Source organism: Neiella holothuriorum (genome assembly GCF_019457915.1).
GTDB classification, from domain to species: Bacteria; Pseudomonadota; Gammaproteobacteria; order Enterobacterales; family Neiellaceae; genus Neiella; species Neiella holothuriorum.
In genome coordinates this window covers 86095-101722 of the sequence record NZ_JAHZSS010000001.1, presented here as the reverse complement: position 1 = coordinate 101722, position 15628 = coordinate 86095, and the positions used below count along the sequence as shown (strand labels likewise).

The window sequence follows — 15628 nt, the reverse complement described above, 5'->3', positions numbered from 1 at the left end:
CCATCACGGATGTTAAGGAACTGTTTGGATTACTGTGCGCGCCCTACAATATTTGTTGAAAGCTTCCCTTGGCGGTCTGCTGTTAGCAGCCTTATTGCTGGTTTTGTTTCCCGGCTTACGTGGCGCCAATACCCTAGTTGATGCCTGGTTACCAACAACCAACGGTAGTCAAACTCCCTACTCGCTTGCCACTGCCGTACGAAAAGCATCTCCGGCGGTTGTGAATGTCTATTCGCGCAACTTAGAACGCTCGGGCAGCTTATGGAGTAATAAAGCAGAATTACGCACCAAAGGGTTGGGCTCTGGTGTACTGATGACCGAAAAAGGCCACATCCTCACTAACTCTCACGTTGTCCAAAACGCAGACCAAATACTAGTTGCCCTGCAAGATGGCCGCATCTACAGCGCCAAACTAATCGGCCAAGATATTTTTACCGACTTAGCGGTGCTGCATATTGAAGATGACAATCTGCCGGTGATCCCACAAATTGCCAATTACACGCCTGACGTAGGTGAGTTGGTGTTAGCTATTGGGAACCCCTACAACCTTGGTCAAACCATCACCCAAGGGATTATCAGTGCTGCCGGCCGCAGTGGCATGGCCTCAACCAACTATCAGCACTTTTTGCAAACGGATGCCGCCATTAATCGAGGTAATTCTGGTGGAGCATTGGTTAATAGCGAAGGCGTTCTGCTGGGAATTAATACGGCAGCGTTTCAAGCCGGCCAAGAAATAGATATTTACGGTATTAGTTTTGCCGTGCCATATGCACTAGCGCGTAAAGTGATGGAAAGCATCATCAAGCATGGCCGAGTGATCCGTGGTTATTTGGGAATTACCGGCGAATCAATCAGTTCAACTACGGCCCGTCAGCTTCGTTTGGGCGATCGCAGTGGTGTGCGCGTGACGGCGATGGAGCCAAGCGGCCCCGCTCAAAGCGCTGGGTTGATGATGAATGATATTATTCTTAAGATTGACGGCCGAGATATTAGTGAGGTCAACATGGCGATGGATTCCATTGCCGAAACCGAGCCAGGCTTCACCGTACATTTAACCATTTTACGTCAAGGCCAACTCATCACGGTGCCAGTGGTTGTATCTGAACCACCGATACCACCGCAGTTACAGCGCTAACGCCGGAAGCGTTATCGCCAACAACAATAGAACCAACAGAAGTAACAAGGACAGTTATGACATCAAAACTAGTCGCCTGCTTATTGGGCCTATGTTGCCTATCTGCAGTTGCAAACGACTTTAAAACCGCCGATCAACTCTACGAAGAGCAACGATTTGACGAGGCGTTGGTCGCTTATCGAAACCTAGCAACTATCGGTGATGCCTATAGTCAGTATCAAATCGGCGTCATGCACCTTCACGGCGAAAGCGTCTCAACCGACTATGTCCAAGCTATTGCTTGGATGCAGCTTGCCCACCACAACGCGCCTGAGCTTGGCATTGGTCAGCAAATAGAAAACGTTACTGCGCAGTTACAACAGCAGGGCGTCGTACTCGACGATGTTGACAGTGTGACTCAAAGTTTACTGAGCCAATATGGTCAGCGTGCCGTAACGGACAAGTTCTCGCCGGTCTTCTTGGCTGATACGAACTGCGAATACCAACCATCGGAATGGGTTAAACGGGCCTCCCCCAAGTATCCAAAATCAGCTATCAGACAAGGTCGGAGCGGCTCAGTTCGTCTTCAATACAACATCTCATCCGAAGGCTATGCTCGTGACATTCAAGTGCTGGGCACAACGCACGATGCGTTTATAAAGCCAACCGTCAAAGTACTTACCCGTTGGCAACAAGAACCAAGCGCAGCGCCTGGGTTAAAGCTAGAAGATGTACAAACCAAGCTGGATTATCGAATTGGTGGTACTGAGGCCGACGAAGATAGAGTTAAGAAAGTCATTGATCAAGCGGTACAGAAAGCAGAATCCGGCGATATCGTTGCGCAATACGAGTTAGCAAAAACCATCAGCTTTTGGCGTACACAGCTAAAAGGCATGGGGCTTGAGCTATCAAATTTTAAAGACGCCAATAAATGGAATCACAAAGCAGCAGAAGGCGGTCACCCGTTAGCGCGTTATGAACTCGGTAAAAGCATGATTCACGGCAAAGGCTGCGAAGTAAATATCGAGGCGGGCCTAGCTTGGATTCGGGCATCGGCAATAGCGGGTTACGCGCCAGCAAAAGGTGAACTTGGCAAACAGCTGCTCAATAAGCCCAATGCGAACAAAGCCGAAGCCATCCAATTACTGAGCGAGGCATCTCAAGGCGGCCACTACCTTTCGAGCATGAACTTAGCGTGGTTACTGGCAACCAGTGATGATCCAAAACTGCGTGATGGCGAACGGGCTTTGCACGAACTAGACCGAGCCACCAACAACTATTTTGATGACGTTCGAATACTTGAAACCAAGGCCGCCGCTTATGCAGCAATCAACGACTTTGATGAAGCCATTGATTATCAAGAAGACGCAATTGATCAAGCCGACGATTACGATTGGGAAATACCCATCATGCAGCAACGGCTTGCTAGTTATCGCGCCAAACAAATCTGGTCCGGCGAATATTATCAATAAAAAGTGAACGCGCTAAAGTGTTAGGTGCTGTTGCATGAAGTCCAGCAGCACCTGCACTCTTGGTGCTAGCTGACTACTCCGATAATACACCGCATGAACCATCTCGCGGTCGTTCCCCGCAACGACAGCGTCAGCCAATACAACCTTCAGCCGACCACTAGCCACATCATCTGCCACCATAAAGCGTGACAAGCATGCAATGCCATTGTCCGCTAACGCTAATTGCCGCACCACTTCACCACTCGATGCCGATAAATGGGGGTTGATAACTAGCTGCGGTTCGACGGGCCAGCGATTAAGAAGCCGGTTGTTCACAAAACCGAGTAACTGATGTTGCTGCAATTCTGTCACTTCTAACGGAGCGCCTTGTTGCTCAAGGTAATCTGGCGAAGCGACCAGCATTAGCGGGCTCCTCCCCAATAAGCGAGCATGCAAATTCGAGTCTTCCAAGCGGCCAATGCGGATCGCCACATCAACTTGGTTTTTGAGTAGATCGATATTTCCTTCGTTGGCCGTCAACTCCACTTGAACGTGGGGATAAAGTTGATGAAATGGCCTCATTAGCGGCACTAACTGGTGCAACGCAAACGGGCTAGCCGCATCAAGGCGAACACGGCCAGAAGGCTGCTCATCATAAGAATGCAGTTGCTCTTCAGCTAACGCGAGGGTAGATAGCCCCTGCCTCACAGTATCAACAAACGTGGCCCCCTCTTCTGTCAATTCAATACGACGCGTAGTGCGATTCAGTAAAGTCATTTGTAGCTGCCGTTCGATGCGGCTAACGGCCCGTGATACCCGGGCAACTTGCAGCCCAAGTTGCTCGGCGGCGGCACTAAATCCGCCGCAATCGATCACGCTAAGCAGCAAGGATAAATCATCTGAACGTGTCTTCATTTATTTTTGCAAATTCAACAATAATATTTTCCGATAACTATAGTTAATCACAAAGAACATGGCACCTATACTTGCTTACCAGATTTCATTGTCATCCAGTTCAACGAGGCCATTACCGTGACTGCATCTCTGTTTAGTTCAATTAAGTTAGGCCAATATCAACTCAATAACCGTATCGTCATGCCGCCAATGACTCGCTCCCGCGCGAGCCAGACGGGCAACAGCGCCAATGCTTTGATGGCCGAATATTACGCACAACGAGCTTCTGCCGGTTTGATTGTTGCCGAAGGCACCCAAATTTCACCATTGGGACAAGGCTATGCCTGGACCCCAGGGATTTATTCCGAAGAGCAAATTGCAGGCTGGAAGCTGGTGACCGATGCAGTTCATGCCAAAGGTGGAACTATTTTTGCGCAACTTTGGCACGTCGGCCGGATTACTCATCCAGTTAACATCGGCGGAGCTCAGCCTGTTTCGGCCTCGTCAATCAAGGCTGAGGGTGTAAAAGTCTTTATCGACAACGGTACCGATGCTCCTGGGTTCGTCGATGTTGTTGAGCCACGAGCGCTAAGCATCAATGAAATTAGCGGCATTATTGAGGAATACGCGCAAGCGGCCCGCAATGCCATCGCTGCTGGATTTGATGGTATTGAGTTGCATGGAGCAAACGGTTACTTGGTCAATCAGTTTATTGACTCCGAATCTAATGCCCGCACCGACCAATATGGTGGCAATTTGGAAAACCGCCTGCGTTTTCTTGATGAAGTGGTTGCCGCTATGACCGCAGCCATTGGCGCCGAGCGCGTTGGTGTTCGTCTGGCACCACTAACGACCTTAAATGGCACTGTTGATGCCAAGCCACAGCAAACCTATACCGCAGCAGCGGCGTTGCTCAACCAGCACAAAATTGCCTATTTACATATTGCTGAAGCCGATTGGGATGACGCTCCGGAAATGTCTGCGCAATTCAAAAAAGAGCTGCGTGAAGCGTTTTCTGGCGTACTTATTTATGCAGGTAAATACACCGCAGAACGAGCAGAAGATGCGCTCAATGCGGGCTGGGCCGACATGATAGGCTTTGGTCGCCCCTTTGTTGCTAACCCTGACTTGCCTTATCGTTTGCAGAACCAGCTACCATTGGCCGCGCACGATCCAGAAACTCTATTTGGTGGCGGTGCGAAAGGGTTGATAGATTACCCAATAGTCACAGAGCAGAGTGCTCAACAAAGATCCGCCGAGAACTTGTTAGAGGAATTCAACACCGGCTCTCTCACCTTGGCAAACCGTATAGCCATGGCGCCAATGACTCGCTCGCGCACCGAACAGCCTGGCGATGTGCCGAACGCTTTAATGGCGGAATACTATCGTCAGCGCGCCAGTGCAGCGCTCATCATATCTGAAGGCGCGCCAATTTCTGCCGTTGCTCGCGGCTATTCACTAACACCGGGCATTTACACCCAAGCACATATCGATGGTTGGAAAAAAGTAACCGATGCTGTTCACCAGCAAGGCGGTAAGATCTTTATTCAGTTGTGGCATGTGGGTCGCCGTTCGCACAGCAGCATTGCTGGTGAAACACCGGTTGCGCCATCCGCAGTGAAAAACCCAGACCAAGTTTATGGCCCTTTGCCTGAAGGAGGCTTTGGTATGATTGAAACTGACATGCCTCGGGCCATGACCCAAGATGATATCGTTGCCACCATTGCTGACTTTGCCCAAGCAGCGAAAAACGCAGTTGTAGCTGGTTTTGATGGTGTAGAGCTGCATGGAGCCCATGGTTATTTGCTGGATCAATTCTTACGCACCACCAGCAATCACCGCACCGATCAATACGGCGGTAGCAATGAAAACCGGCTGCGTTTTCCCCTCGCAGTAACCCAAGCCGTGGTCGATGCAATTGGCGGCGATAAGGTGGCTATTCGTCTATCACCTTTCGTCACTGAAGGGCAAGCCGATGTTGATCCACACATCACTGATTTGACCCTGCAGCTAATTGCCAAGTTAGCGCCGATGAATTTGGCCTATTTACACTTTTCCGAAAACATCTCCAATTACACTGAGATGCCAGATAGCTACCGTCAGCAGGTCCGCGATATTTATCCAAATCCAATCATGGTGGCGGGTAAATATACCCAAGCGTCTGCCAGCAAAATCATCGAGCAAGGCTATGCCGATTTAGTAGCCTTCGGCCAGCCGTTTATTACCAACCCAGATTTGGTTGAGCGGATCCATCATGGCTTTAGCCTGACGCCGGTAGATTATGACGCCCACGCTACATTTTATGGCGGCGGTGCAGAGGGCTACACCGACTATCCAACGGCAACTGCGGATTAAATCAAAGAAACGACGACAAACCATCGACTTAGCCCGATAGCGCTCAGTCGATGGTTAGTATTTGTTGAATGCTTAGTTCTTGTTGAATGGGTAGTTGTTAGGATCAGGCCAAATGCTGCGGGTCTTGGACTTCGCCTTAGATTTGGCAGCCCCAGCTTTTGCTGCAGACTTATTCCAATTGGTTCTTAGGAATAGCGCTTCAACTTTTTCTCTCGCCCACGGTGTTTTACGCAGAAATTTCAGACTGGAATTAATGCTGGGATCCTTGGTAAAGCAGTTGATGCGAATACGCTCGCCCAATTCTTGCCAACCATAATGCTCCACCAATTGCGTGACGATTTTTTTCAGTGTCACGCCATGCAGCGGATCGTGACTACCAGCCTGGCTCGTCATGTTATTCAGCGTCTTGCAGTGGTTGTTCGGTAGGCTTATCTTCGGCACGTTTCACTCGAATCTTAAAGCCATCAACATCTTTGCCATTGAGTGTTTTCATAGCGGCTTTGGCTTCGCCGTTTTTGACCATCTGAACAAAACCAAACCCTTTTGATTTGTTGGTGGTTTTGTCCTTCACTAAGTTGCACGACTGTACAGCGCCGAAGGATTCAAACATGGCTTGAAGCTCAGCTTCAGTGGTGGCGCGAGATAGATTACGGATCAGCAATTTCATGGCGTGACTCTTAGTTGAGGATGGATACGGCGAAGAAGGCCGGCACTATACAGCTTCCGTTATAAGGATACATCCTATTGCCGCGTTAAAGTGTGTCGCGTCCAACTTATGAGTCATTGTTGTACTCAAATCGATTTATTCACGGCCATGCTGCTACAAAAAAGCCGGCACTTTCGGTGTCGGCTTCCATTGCGCAATTTTTTATTATTTAACCGTCAATAATGAACCGTTAACGCCGCTCGCAACTGGTGCATCCTGTACAGGCTCGCCGGGAGCTATCCCGGCTTTTTTGGCGATTACGTTGAATCAAGCAATAGGCAGACTTCAGCGCTTTACGATAACCAAACCAATCGGTCGGTTTAGCAATCAACACATTCCCCCAGAAGCGCTTCTTAAGCCCTTCGCCATAATCAGCCAAAAAGCTACTATCACAGCCAATTTCAAAGTAAGCCATCAACTCAGACAAACTTTCCATCTGCTTAATTTTGCTGATGATAGGGTCCGATTCGTTCAAGGCTTACCTCAATTACATGGATTCGTTAATCCGAGTCACCGTAGCGCCCAGACCTTGCAGCTTGTCTTCGATATGTTCGTAACCACGATCAAGGTGATAAATCCGATCCACTTTGGTTTTGCCACTGGCAATTAAACCAGCAATCACCAAACAAGCAGAGGCTCGCAAATCAGTTGCCATTACTGTGGCACCTGACAGCTCGGCGTTACCTTTACAAAACGCGGTATTGCCTTTGAGTTCAATGGACGCTCCCATACGCTGTAATTCAGGTACATGCATGAAGCGGTTTTCAAAAATATTTTCCGTGATGGTTGCAGTACCTTCAGCCACCGCATTCAACACAGTGAATTGAGCCTGCATATCCGTTGGAAATGCCGGATAAGGCGCGGTGGTAATATCAACGGACTTAAGAGGGCGATTCCGCTGATCAATTTCAATCCAGTCGTCGCCAAAATCAATCGCTGCGCCTGCTTCTTTCAGCTTACCTAGCACCGATTCAAGGATCCGCGGATCAGTATGAGTACAACGAATACAACCACCAGTGACCGCAGCTGCGACTAGGAAAGTACCTGTTTCAATGCGATCGGGTTGCACTCGGTATTCACCGCCGTGCAAGGCTTCAACGCCTTCAATCACAATACGATCGGTACCGGCACCGGAAATTTTTGCTCCTAATGCATTTAAGAACATGGCCAAGTCGACCACTTCTGGCTCGCGCGCTGCATTTTCAATAATGGTGGTCCCTTCAGCCAACACCGCTGCAGCCATTAAGTTTTCGGTACCTGTTACGCTAATCAAGTCCATGATGATGGTGGTGCCTTTTAGGCGACCATCAACTTTGGCATGAATGTAACCTTCGACAACATCAATTTGCGCGCCCATCAATTCTAGGCCGTGAAGGTGTAGGTTGACCGGCCGAGCACCAATCGCACACCCACCGGGCAATGACACTTTCGCTTCGCCTTGTCGAGCCAGCATCGGCCCTAAGGCCAAGATACTGGCGCGCATCGTGCGAACCAACTCATACGATGCGACATGGCTGGTGATCACCGGTAAATCAACGGAGACCACATCATCTTGATGGCTGACATTGGCACCAAAGCCGGTCAATAGCTTGATGGTCGTTGCAATATCTTGCAATCGAGGAACGTTGCGAATGATGACTGGCTCAGGACACAGTAAGCTGGCAAACAAGATAGGTAAGGCGGCGTTTTTGGCACCAGAAATTCTGACGTTGCCAGCAAGAGGCCCCGAACTTAAGACTTCTAATTTTTGCATGACGACTCCCCGTTACAGCATCATGAGCTTGCGCTCGCGCTGCCATTTCTCGGGTGTGTAGGTCTTGATGGTTACTGCATGGACAGAGCCATCAGCAATCACGTCAGATAACGGCTGATAAATCGTTTGTTGAGCTTTGACACGCGACATGCCATCGAACTGCTCACCAACTGCAATGACTTTAAAATGTGTTCCTTCCGCTTCAACTACACACTCATCTAATGTGAGAGCTTGCTCTAGTATTTTTTTAACGTCAGCAGCGTCCATTAATCGTTCTCAATCTTTTCGTGTGTTGGCTGCTTGGGCAGCGATAGCAACACATCTACATTAAACAATTGCGCCAGCCGACATAATTGCCGAGGCACATTCTCAAAATTTAACGCCACTTGCTGTTGTTCGGCTTGTACGTACAATTGCACTAAGCCCGCAAGTCCTGCGCTATCCACGCGTCCTAGCTGTGTTAAATCCAGAGTAATATTAGCGTTGGCTGGTAATGCCGTTAGCTGAGACCAAATGTTGGTCAGGGTAAAGCGATCAACAGCACCAGAGAGTTGCCAGCGTTCGCCTTGTTTTGTCAGTTTAGTCACCAGTATCAAACCCCGACAACTCGTCATCATCCAAGCCACCGTCTACTTTGACTCGCAGTTGTTGGGTGACAAACTCAATGCCATGCTGGCGCAACAGTGGCTTAAATTCGTTATGCTTGGTTTTCACTTGGCTGATCCCTTCGGCCGCCAAATCATAAACTTTCCACTCGCCAGTTTTTGAGTTTTGGCGCACATAGAAAATCACTTTGATATCAGGTTTTCCCTCTTCGACAAACCGAGCTGGTACTTGCCCTGGAATGCGAATCGGATCAACTTTAATGACATGGCGGCTTGGGTCGTAGCGTTTAAACAGCAGCGTGAACGTGCCAACCATATAGCCTTTAAATGCTTCAGCAAAATCAGCGCGTTGCTCTTTCGTCGTGTTACGCACCTCAACACCCAGCACCTTTAAGGTGGCATATCGGTAGTCGACATGGGGTAACAAATCATTTTCAACAATCTGCTTAAGAAAGTCAGTGGACTGATCTTCCGGTGATTTCTCTGTCAGTTTACGCGATGTATTAGCTGCAATTTGCGTCAGCATTGCCGCCGGATCAGACGTATTTATCGATTCTTGTGCCCACGAAGGACTCGCTAACAAGCAAACACTCAGCAAAAAAATTCGAATCAAAGCAGTCATTAATCGTCACTCTGGCTATATAAAAATTGACCAATCATATCTTCCAGCACTAACGCTGGCTTGGTGTCAGTAATGTAATCACCGTCTGTAAGCATAGCAATGTCATCAATAACAAAGCCGGGCGTAATACCAACATACTGCTCGCCGAGCAATCCACTGGTCAAAATCGATGCCGACGACGTTTCGGCCAATTCGCTGTATCGGCTATTGATTCGCAATTCAACCACCGGCGTGTAGTACTCTGATTCGAGCGTAATTCCCGTCACTCGGCCAATAACCACGCCACCAATTTTAATCGGCGCACGCTCTTTGAGACCACCAATATTGTCAAATCGAGCATAAACGGTGTAGGTATCCTGCCCGCCCGTCATACCCCACGTAGCAACCTTGATTGACAAAATTGCCAGCGACGCAACGGCCAAAACAACGAATAACCCGACGGCAATTTCGATGCGACGCTGTTGCAATTGTTTTTTTCTATCCATACAAAACTCTACCCAAACATAAGAGCGGTCAATACAAAATCAAGCCCAAGCACTATGAGTGATGCTTGAACGACGGTATCTGTGGTGGCTTTACTAATGCCTGCCGAGGTTGGTTGACAGTGATAGCCCCGAAACACCGCCACCCAGGTCACTACATTGGCAAATACAACGCTCTTAATTAGCATGCTGCCAATATCTTGTTGCCATTCAACAGAAGCTTGCATCAAAGACCAGTATGTACCTTTATCCAAGCCTAACCAGTCAACCCCAACAAATTTACCGCCGTAAATGGCGACTAAGGTAAACACAGTCGCCAGCATCGGCATACAAATTAAACCCGCCCAGAAGCGTGGCGCAATGACTCGGCGCAGCGGATCAATTGCCATCATTTCTAAGCTGGCAATTTGTTCAGTTGCTTTCATCAAGCCAATTTCGGCCGTTAACGCCGAGCCCGCTCGCCCGGCGAACAATAATGCCGTAACCACGGGTCCGAGCTCTCGTAATAAACTTAGCGCCACCATTGGACCGAGACTGCCCTCGGCACCATAACTCACCAGGACTTGGTAACCTTGTAGCGCGATGACCATACCAATGAACAGGCCTGACACTAGGATGATCAGCAATGACTGAACGCCGACCACATACATTTGGCGCACTAACAACGGAATAAAGATAGATAGACGCGAAAACCCGAAAACAACTTTCAAGTAAATGAGGACGGCATGGCCCATCGTGGCCAATACATTAAAAGTACGAAGGCCAACCCGTTGTAAATAATTGGCAATCATTAACCAGCCAACTCCCTTAATTGGTCATGCAGTGCGTTCGCCGGATAGTGGAAAGGTACCGGTCCATCGGGCTTACCCTGTAAAAACTGTTGTATTTGCTCAGAATTGTCCTGCTGCAGTTGCTCAGGTGTTCCTTGGGCGATCACTGTTTTGTCCGCCATCACATAAACATAGTCAGCAATACTGAGAACTTCATGGACATCATGGGTCACAATGACCGAAGTCGAACCTAAGTTCTGATTCACATCTTGAATTAGGCTCACCAAGACGCCCATGGAAATTGGGTCTTGGCCGGTAAACGGTTCGTCATACATGATCAGTTCCGGATCAAGCACCGTAGCGCGAGCTAATGCGACTCGTCGAGCCATACCACCCGATAACTCTGATGGCATTAGTTTGGATGCACCGCGCAAACCAACCTGCTCCAACTTCATCATAACCAAGGTATTAATGACGGATTCCGGCAAGCGGGTATGTTCACGCACGGGGAATGCCACATTGTCGAATACATCGAGCTCGGTAAACAGTGCGCCACTTTGGAACAATAAACTCATCCGTGTACGAAGTTGGTACAACTGCCGACGTCCTAAATTCGGTACATCTTGACCGTCAAACCAGATATGACCGGCGTCAGGCTCGAGCTGACCACCAATCAATCGCAATAACGTTGTTTTGCCGATGCCACTCGGACCCAAAATAGCGGTGATCTTGCCTCGCGGAATCGACAAACTGATGTTGTCATAGATCAGTCGCTCGCCATGACTAAATGTCAGGCTATCAATGACGACCAGATTGTCTGTGTCCTTATCGATCATTCCATCTCTCTACGGCTGTTGCGGCAGGAAGGTGCAGACTATACCAGAACCTGAACCGTCTCTCATCGTTCTATTTCAGTTAAAAACGTTACAAACTGTTGATTAGAACATTGCAAAATTGAGCGCTACCAACGGTGTTTGCGGTAACTAATTGGCGTTTTCAATTCAACCCTAATAACCGACCATTAATGCCACTGCATTTCTGGCTGGCTGGTGTTGGCAATTGGGCTGCCATAGAAAAAACCATGGCCCGTGCAAAATCATCACATAAAGTAAGGGTTTTGGCGAGTTACCTTTAGCGCCAGCACTGCACTAAACTGGATGATCAGCAACACTAAATGGGGACACAGTTGCTACTTTCAATTCCTGTTGAGATCACGCAAAATCTACGCCACTCAAATACTCAGGTAATTTTTTATGCTCATTGCGTCTGCTATGGTGATTTTCGGGCTAATACTGCTCGGTTGGTCTGCCGACCGCCTTGTGTTTGGCTCCGCCGCACTCGCTCGAAATATGGGGATAGCCCCATTGATTATCGGCATGACCATTATTGCCATGGGATCATCGGCTCCAGAAATGATGGTGTCGGCTACCGCATCGCTGATGGACCGCCCCGATACAGCCGTTGGCAACGTGCTGGGGTCAAATATCACCAACATCGGTTTAGTGCTGGGCGCGACTTTACTGCTGCGCGCATTATCGGTCAGCTCAGTGGTATTGCGGCGTGAAATTCCGCTACTAATCGTGATTACCGCCGCAGCAGGCTGGGTTCTGCATGACGGTCATTTGTCACGGACCGAAGGTATTGTCTTCCTTATAGCCTTTGCGGCCTTGCTCGGAGGGCTGTTGTGGATGGCCATGTCAGGGGCAAATAAAGAAGATCCATTGGTTGCAGAACAAGCCTCCGAAGTTCCTGACAATGTAACAACCGGTAGAGCCGTCATGTGGACCATCATCGGACTTGTGGTACTGCCGCTAAGTGCTCACTTGTTGGTTTCAGGCGCCACCGATATCGCCACCGAATTTGGCGTATCAGATCTGGTGATTGGCCTGACGATTTTAGCCATTGGTACCAGCTTGCCTGAATTAGCGGCGAGCATCGCCGCGGTACGCAAAGGCGAAGACGATATGGTGATCGGTAACGTCGTTGGCTCCAACCTGTTTAATATTCTTGCGGTGCTCGGTATTGCGGGCTCAATTGCTCCTGCCGATCTGGATCAAGCTGCAGCCGGTCGTGATCTGTATGCTATGGCCGCCATCACCCTTTTGTTAGTCGTTGTGAGCTATGCTGCCAAACGTCATCGCCAACTTCCGCGGTGGTTCGGTTTGCTATTGTTAGCGTGTTTTATCGGCTATGAACTACTGCTGTATTTCAGCGAAATAAGCAAATAAGAGATTCCATGCGTCACCATTACATCCAATCCGCCAAACAAGTCATTGCTATCGAAGCCGAGGCCGTTGCCCGTTTGGCCGACACCCTCGACGAACAATTTGAAAATGCCTGTGAAACCCTGTTGCAATGTAAAGGCAGAGTGGTTGTTACCGGCATGGGCAAATCGGGCCACATCGGCCATAAAATTGCGGCGACCTTAGCATCAACAGGCACCCCTGCTTTTTTTGTTCACCCAGGCGAAGCTAGTCACGGCGATCTGGGCATGATCACCGCAAACGACGTCATTATCGCCATTTCGTATTCAGGCGAGACCGATGAATTGACCAACTTGCTCCCCCTCATCAAGCGCATTGGCGCACGTATGATTGGTATGTCAAAGTCGTCAGAATCAACCCTTGCGCAATTTTCTGATTGTCACTTGCGCGTGCATGTTGAGCGAGAGGCTTGCCCTCACAACTTGGCGCCGACATCGAGCACTACAGCAACCTTGGTACTTGGCGACGCATTAGCTATCGCCTTGTTAAAAGCCAAAGGCTTTAGCGCGGAAGATTTTGCATTCTCACACCCAGGCGGCAGTTTAGGACGGCGCTTGTTACTAACGCTTGATGATCTCATCCATACAGGCGATGCATTGCCTGTGGTCCATGAAAGCGCCACCTTGAACGATACGCTAGCGGAGATGTCGAGCAAACAACTCGGCATGACGGCAATTGTTGATGGCAACAACATCATGGTTGGCTTGTTTACAGATGGTGACTTACGACGCGTATTGAATAAGGGCAATGTCCAAATCGATACCCCGATTACCGAGCTCATGACCAAAGATGGCGTCACCGCATCGGCCGGCATGATGGCAGCCGAAGCGCTTAAATTAATGGAAGACAAGCGCATTAACGGCTTATTCGTTGTCGACAGTAAAAATCGTCCACTGGGCGCACTTAACATGCAAGATTTGTTACGTGCAGGAGTCCTTTAATGACGGCAGAAACAGCCATGTTCGAGACCTTATACGGCGCCATTTCAAGTCAACTCGCCAATCAGCTCCAGCAAGTTCGATTGCTGATTTGCGACGTTGATGGCGTATTTTCCGATGGTCGTATCTACATGGGCAACGCTGGCGAAGAGTTAAAAACATTTCATACGCGAGATGGCTACGGCGTCAAAGCACTGCAGGCGACCGGTGTCGCTTTAGCCGTGATTACCGGCAGACAATCGAATATTGTCGAGCAGCGCATGACAGCTTTGGGGATCGAATGGCTGTATCAAGGATGCGACGACAAGCTGACAGCGTTTCAAGATATTCTAAATAAAAGCGGTTTGACGGCCGATCAGTGTGCTTATGTTGGTGATGACCTCATTGACTGGCCGGTTATGGAGCAGTGTGCCGTTGGCGTTTGTGTGGCCGATGGTCACCCGTGGCTGCGTCAACAAGCCAACTGGGTAACCCAAACTCACGGTGGGGCCGGTGCCGTTCGTGAAGTGTGTGACACCATCATGCAAGTGCAAGGTAGTTTTAATACGACTATGGGCCGCAGCATATGAGTCGACTCACCTTAGTTTCAGTCTTGCTGCTGATCGCTGCATTGCTTTTCAATGCATTGATGGATAGTGACGATGACACGCCGCAAGAAACTGAGCTTTGGGGCAGCTACGAGCCCGACTATGTTGCCAACAACCTATTTAATCGAAATTATGATGCCAATGGCCAGCTAGAAAGCACCGTTTACGCGGAGACCATGGAATCATACCCTGACTTATCGATGACCATTTTTGCCCGCCCAGAGGTCACCCTATACGACTCGAATACGACCAAAAAGCCCGCTTGGCATGTCACCGCCTCGGAAGGTAGCCACTACCCGAAAACGCAGCAGCTGCAATTGCGCGGCAACGTGACCATTAAAGCAAACGATCAAACAAGCCAGATTCAAACCATCAGCACACCATTTTTGGTGCTCGAAATTGAGTCCAATCAGATGCATACTGACGAATACGTCACAGCCGTTGGGCCCCACTTGGAAATGAAGGGACAAGGCCTTGAAGCCGACCTGAACTCAGAACAAATCCAAGTGCTGCAACAAGTGGAAACCACCTATGAACACACGCCTGCGAATTAGCGCCCTTGCGCTAGCGCTATGGTGCCAAAGCAGCATCGCCATACAAGAAGACTTTAACGAGAAAGTTGAAATTTCTGCACAACGTAACGCCTTTGATATCAAAGCAAATGTACTGAACTACATCGGCGACGTGAAAGTTACGCAAGGCACCATGCAGATTTTTGCCGATAAACTCACCATACTTAATGCCAACGTTGAAGGTCAGCAAGTGCTGGTCGCCGAAGGCTCACCGGTACGCTATAGCCAGATTTTAGACAATGGCAAAGTCATGGACGCGCAAGCAAACAATATGCGTTACGAGCTAAATTCACGCATCTTATTGTTAACCGGTGACGCACAGGTAACACAAGAAGATAGCTTGGTAAAAGGCGAGCGAATTCGCTACAACCTCGCCAAACAACTACTTGAAGCCGATGGCAATGCAGACGGCAGCAACCGCGTAACGACCATCTTCATTCCTGAGCAAGTCAAGCAGCAGATCGACGAAGACGACAGCTCGGAAGCCACACCAACTAGTAACGAAGGCAACTAAT

19 protein-coding genes and 1 pseudogene are annotated in these 15628 nt (G+C 49.1%); 9 read left to right on the top strand and 11 right to left on the bottom strand.

The genetic code is table 11. From position 1 onward, the window contains the following. Positions 1–28: 28 nt before the first annotated feature. On the top strand, positions 29–1135 hold the full coding sequence (degS, locus tag K0504_RS00445; protein ID WP_220102429.1) for an outer membrane-stress sensor serine endopeptidase DegS: 1107 nt from the start codon (positions 29–31) through the stop codon (positions 1133–1135). A gap of 56 nt (positions 1136–1191) precedes the next feature. Further along, complete coding sequence (locus K0504_RS00440) at positions 1192–2586, top strand: TonB family protein (protein WP_220102173.1); 1395 nt, start codon at positions 1192–1194, stop codon at positions 2584–2586. A 12-nt stretch (positions 2587–2598) separates the two neighbouring features. Here K0504_RS00440 and K0504_RS00435 read toward each other — a convergent pair whose 3' ends face one another. Then, entirely contained in the window at positions 2599–3480 is an 882-nt protein-coding gene (locus K0504_RS00435; protein WP_220102172.1) for a LysR family transcriptional regulator, read from the bottom strand. A 117-nt stretch (positions 3481–3597) separates the two neighbouring features. On the opposite strand from K0504_RS00435, the pseudogene K0504_RS00430 reads away from it, so the two are divergent. Continuing rightward, positions 3598–4680, top strand: a pseudogene (locus tag K0504_RS00430) (alkene reductase); the annotation flags it as partial. Further along, positions 4666–5814 carry an alkene reductase gene (locus K0504_RS00425; protein ID WP_318837909.1) on the top strand — a complete coding sequence of 383 codons (1149 nt, stop codon included), beginning with the start codon at positions 4666–4668 and terminating at the stop codon, positions 5812–5814. The pseudogene K0504_RS00430 and the gene K0504_RS00425, both read left to right, overlap by 15 nt. 72 nt (positions 5815–5886) lie before the next feature. Here the strand turns inward: K0504_RS00425 and K0504_RS00420 are convergent, their stop codons facing one another. The 10 genes from K0504_RS00420 to K0504_RS00375 form a co-directional block, all read right to left on the bottom strand. After that, the gene (locus K0504_RS00420; protein ID WP_220102171.1) at positions 5887–6207 is read right to left on the bottom strand and encodes a VF530 family protein; all 321 of its coding nucleotides are present in this window, start codon (positions 6205–6207) and stop codon (positions 5887–5889) included. A gap of 1 nt (position 6208) precedes the next feature. Beyond that, on the bottom strand, positions 6209–6481 hold the full coding sequence (locus K0504_RS00415) for an RNA recognition motif domain-containing protein (protein WP_220102170.1): 273 nt from the start codon (positions 6479–6481) through the stop codon (positions 6209–6211). Between the two features lie 229 nt (positions 6482–6710). Then, a complete protein-coding gene (locus tag K0504_RS00410; protein WP_225917883.1) occupies positions 6711–6995 on the bottom strand; it encodes a nitrogen fixation protein NifW in 285 nt (94 codons plus the stop codon). Between the two features lie 12 nt (positions 6996–7007). Continuing rightward, positions 7008–8273, bottom strand: a complete 1266-nt coding sequence (murA, locus tag K0504_RS00405) for a UDP-N-acetylglucosamine 1-carboxyvinyltransferase (protein ID WP_220102169.1) — start codon at positions 8271–8273, stop codon at positions 7008–7010. Positions 8274–8285: 12 nt separating this feature from the next. Then, the gene (locus K0504_RS00400; RefSeq protein ID WP_220102168.1) at positions 8286–8540 is read right to left on the bottom strand and encodes a BolA family protein; all 255 of its coding nucleotides are present in this window, start codon (positions 8538–8540) and stop codon (positions 8286–8288) included. Continuing rightward, positions 8540–8860 carry an STAS domain-containing protein gene (locus tag K0504_RS00395; RefSeq protein ID WP_220102167.1) on the bottom strand — a complete coding sequence of 107 codons (321 nt, stop codon included), beginning with the start codon at positions 8858–8860 and terminating at the stop codon, positions 8540–8542. The genes K0504_RS00400 and K0504_RS00395 overlap by 1 nt, the downstream gene beginning before the upstream one ends. Continuing rightward, positions 8853–9500 carry an MlaC/ttg2D family ABC transporter substrate-binding protein gene (locus K0504_RS00390; RefSeq protein ID WP_220102166.1) on the bottom strand — a complete coding sequence of 216 codons (648 nt, stop codon included), beginning with the start codon at positions 9498–9500 and terminating at the stop codon, positions 8853–8855. Before K0504_RS00390 ends, K0504_RS00395 begins: the two co-directional genes overlap by 8 nt. Further along, positions 9500–9967, bottom strand: a complete 468-nt coding sequence (gene mlaD, locus K0504_RS00385) for an outer membrane lipid asymmetry maintenance protein MlaD (RefSeq protein ID WP_220102426.1) — start codon at positions 9965–9967, stop codon at positions 9500–9502. Before mlaD ends, K0504_RS00390 begins: the two co-directional genes overlap by 1 nt. Positions 9968–9993: 26 nt before the next feature. After that, positions 9994–10773 carry a lipid asymmetry maintenance ABC transporter permease subunit MlaE gene (gene mlaE, locus K0504_RS00380; RefSeq protein ID WP_220102165.1) on the bottom strand — a complete coding sequence of 260 codons (780 nt, stop codon included), beginning with the start codon at positions 10771–10773 and terminating at the stop codon, positions 9994–9996. Beyond that, a complete protein-coding gene (locus K0504_RS00375) occupies positions 10773–11588 on the bottom strand; it encodes an ATP-binding cassette domain-containing protein (RefSeq protein ID WP_220102164.1) in 816 nt (271 codons plus the stop codon). The genes mlaE and K0504_RS00375 overlap by 1 nt, the downstream gene beginning before the upstream one ends. A 417-nt stretch (positions 11589–12005) precedes the next feature. Between K0504_RS00375 and K0504_RS00370 the strand changes: the two genes are divergently transcribed. The 5 genes from K0504_RS00370 to lptA are packed head-to-tail and all read left to right on the top strand — an operon-like array spanning position 12006 to position 15627. Further along, entirely contained in the window at positions 12006–12980 is a 975-nt protein-coding gene (locus K0504_RS00370; protein ID WP_220102163.1) for a calcium/sodium antiporter, read from the top strand. Positions 12981–12988: 8 nt separating this feature from the next. After that, positions 12989–13957 carry a KpsF/GutQ family sugar-phosphate isomerase gene (locus K0504_RS00365; protein WP_220102162.1) on the top strand — a complete coding sequence of 323 codons (969 nt, stop codon included), beginning with the start codon at positions 12989–12991 and terminating at the stop codon, positions 13955–13957. Then, positions 13957–14523 carry a 3-deoxy-manno-octulosonate-8-phosphatase KdsC gene (kdsC, locus tag K0504_RS00360; RefSeq protein ID WP_225917882.1) on the top strand — a complete coding sequence of 189 codons (567 nt, stop codon included), beginning with the start codon at positions 13957–13959 and terminating at the stop codon, positions 14521–14523. The genes K0504_RS00365 and kdsC overlap by 1 nt, the downstream gene beginning before the upstream one ends. Continuing rightward, complete coding sequence (lptC, locus tag K0504_RS00355; RefSeq protein ID WP_220102161.1) at positions 14520–15095, top strand: LPS export ABC transporter periplasmic protein LptC; 576 nt, start codon at positions 14520–14522, stop codon at positions 15093–15095. The genes kdsC and lptC overlap by 4 nt, the downstream gene beginning before the upstream one ends. Continuing rightward, positions 15073–15627 (top strand): lipopolysaccharide transport periplasmic protein LptA, encoded by a 555-nt coding sequence (gene lptA / locus K0504_RS00350; RefSeq protein ID WP_220102160.1) that lies wholly within the window; start codon positions 15073–15075, stop codon positions 15625–15627. The genes lptC and lptA overlap by 23 nt, the downstream gene beginning before the upstream one ends. Position 15628: the final 1 nt, after the last annotated feature.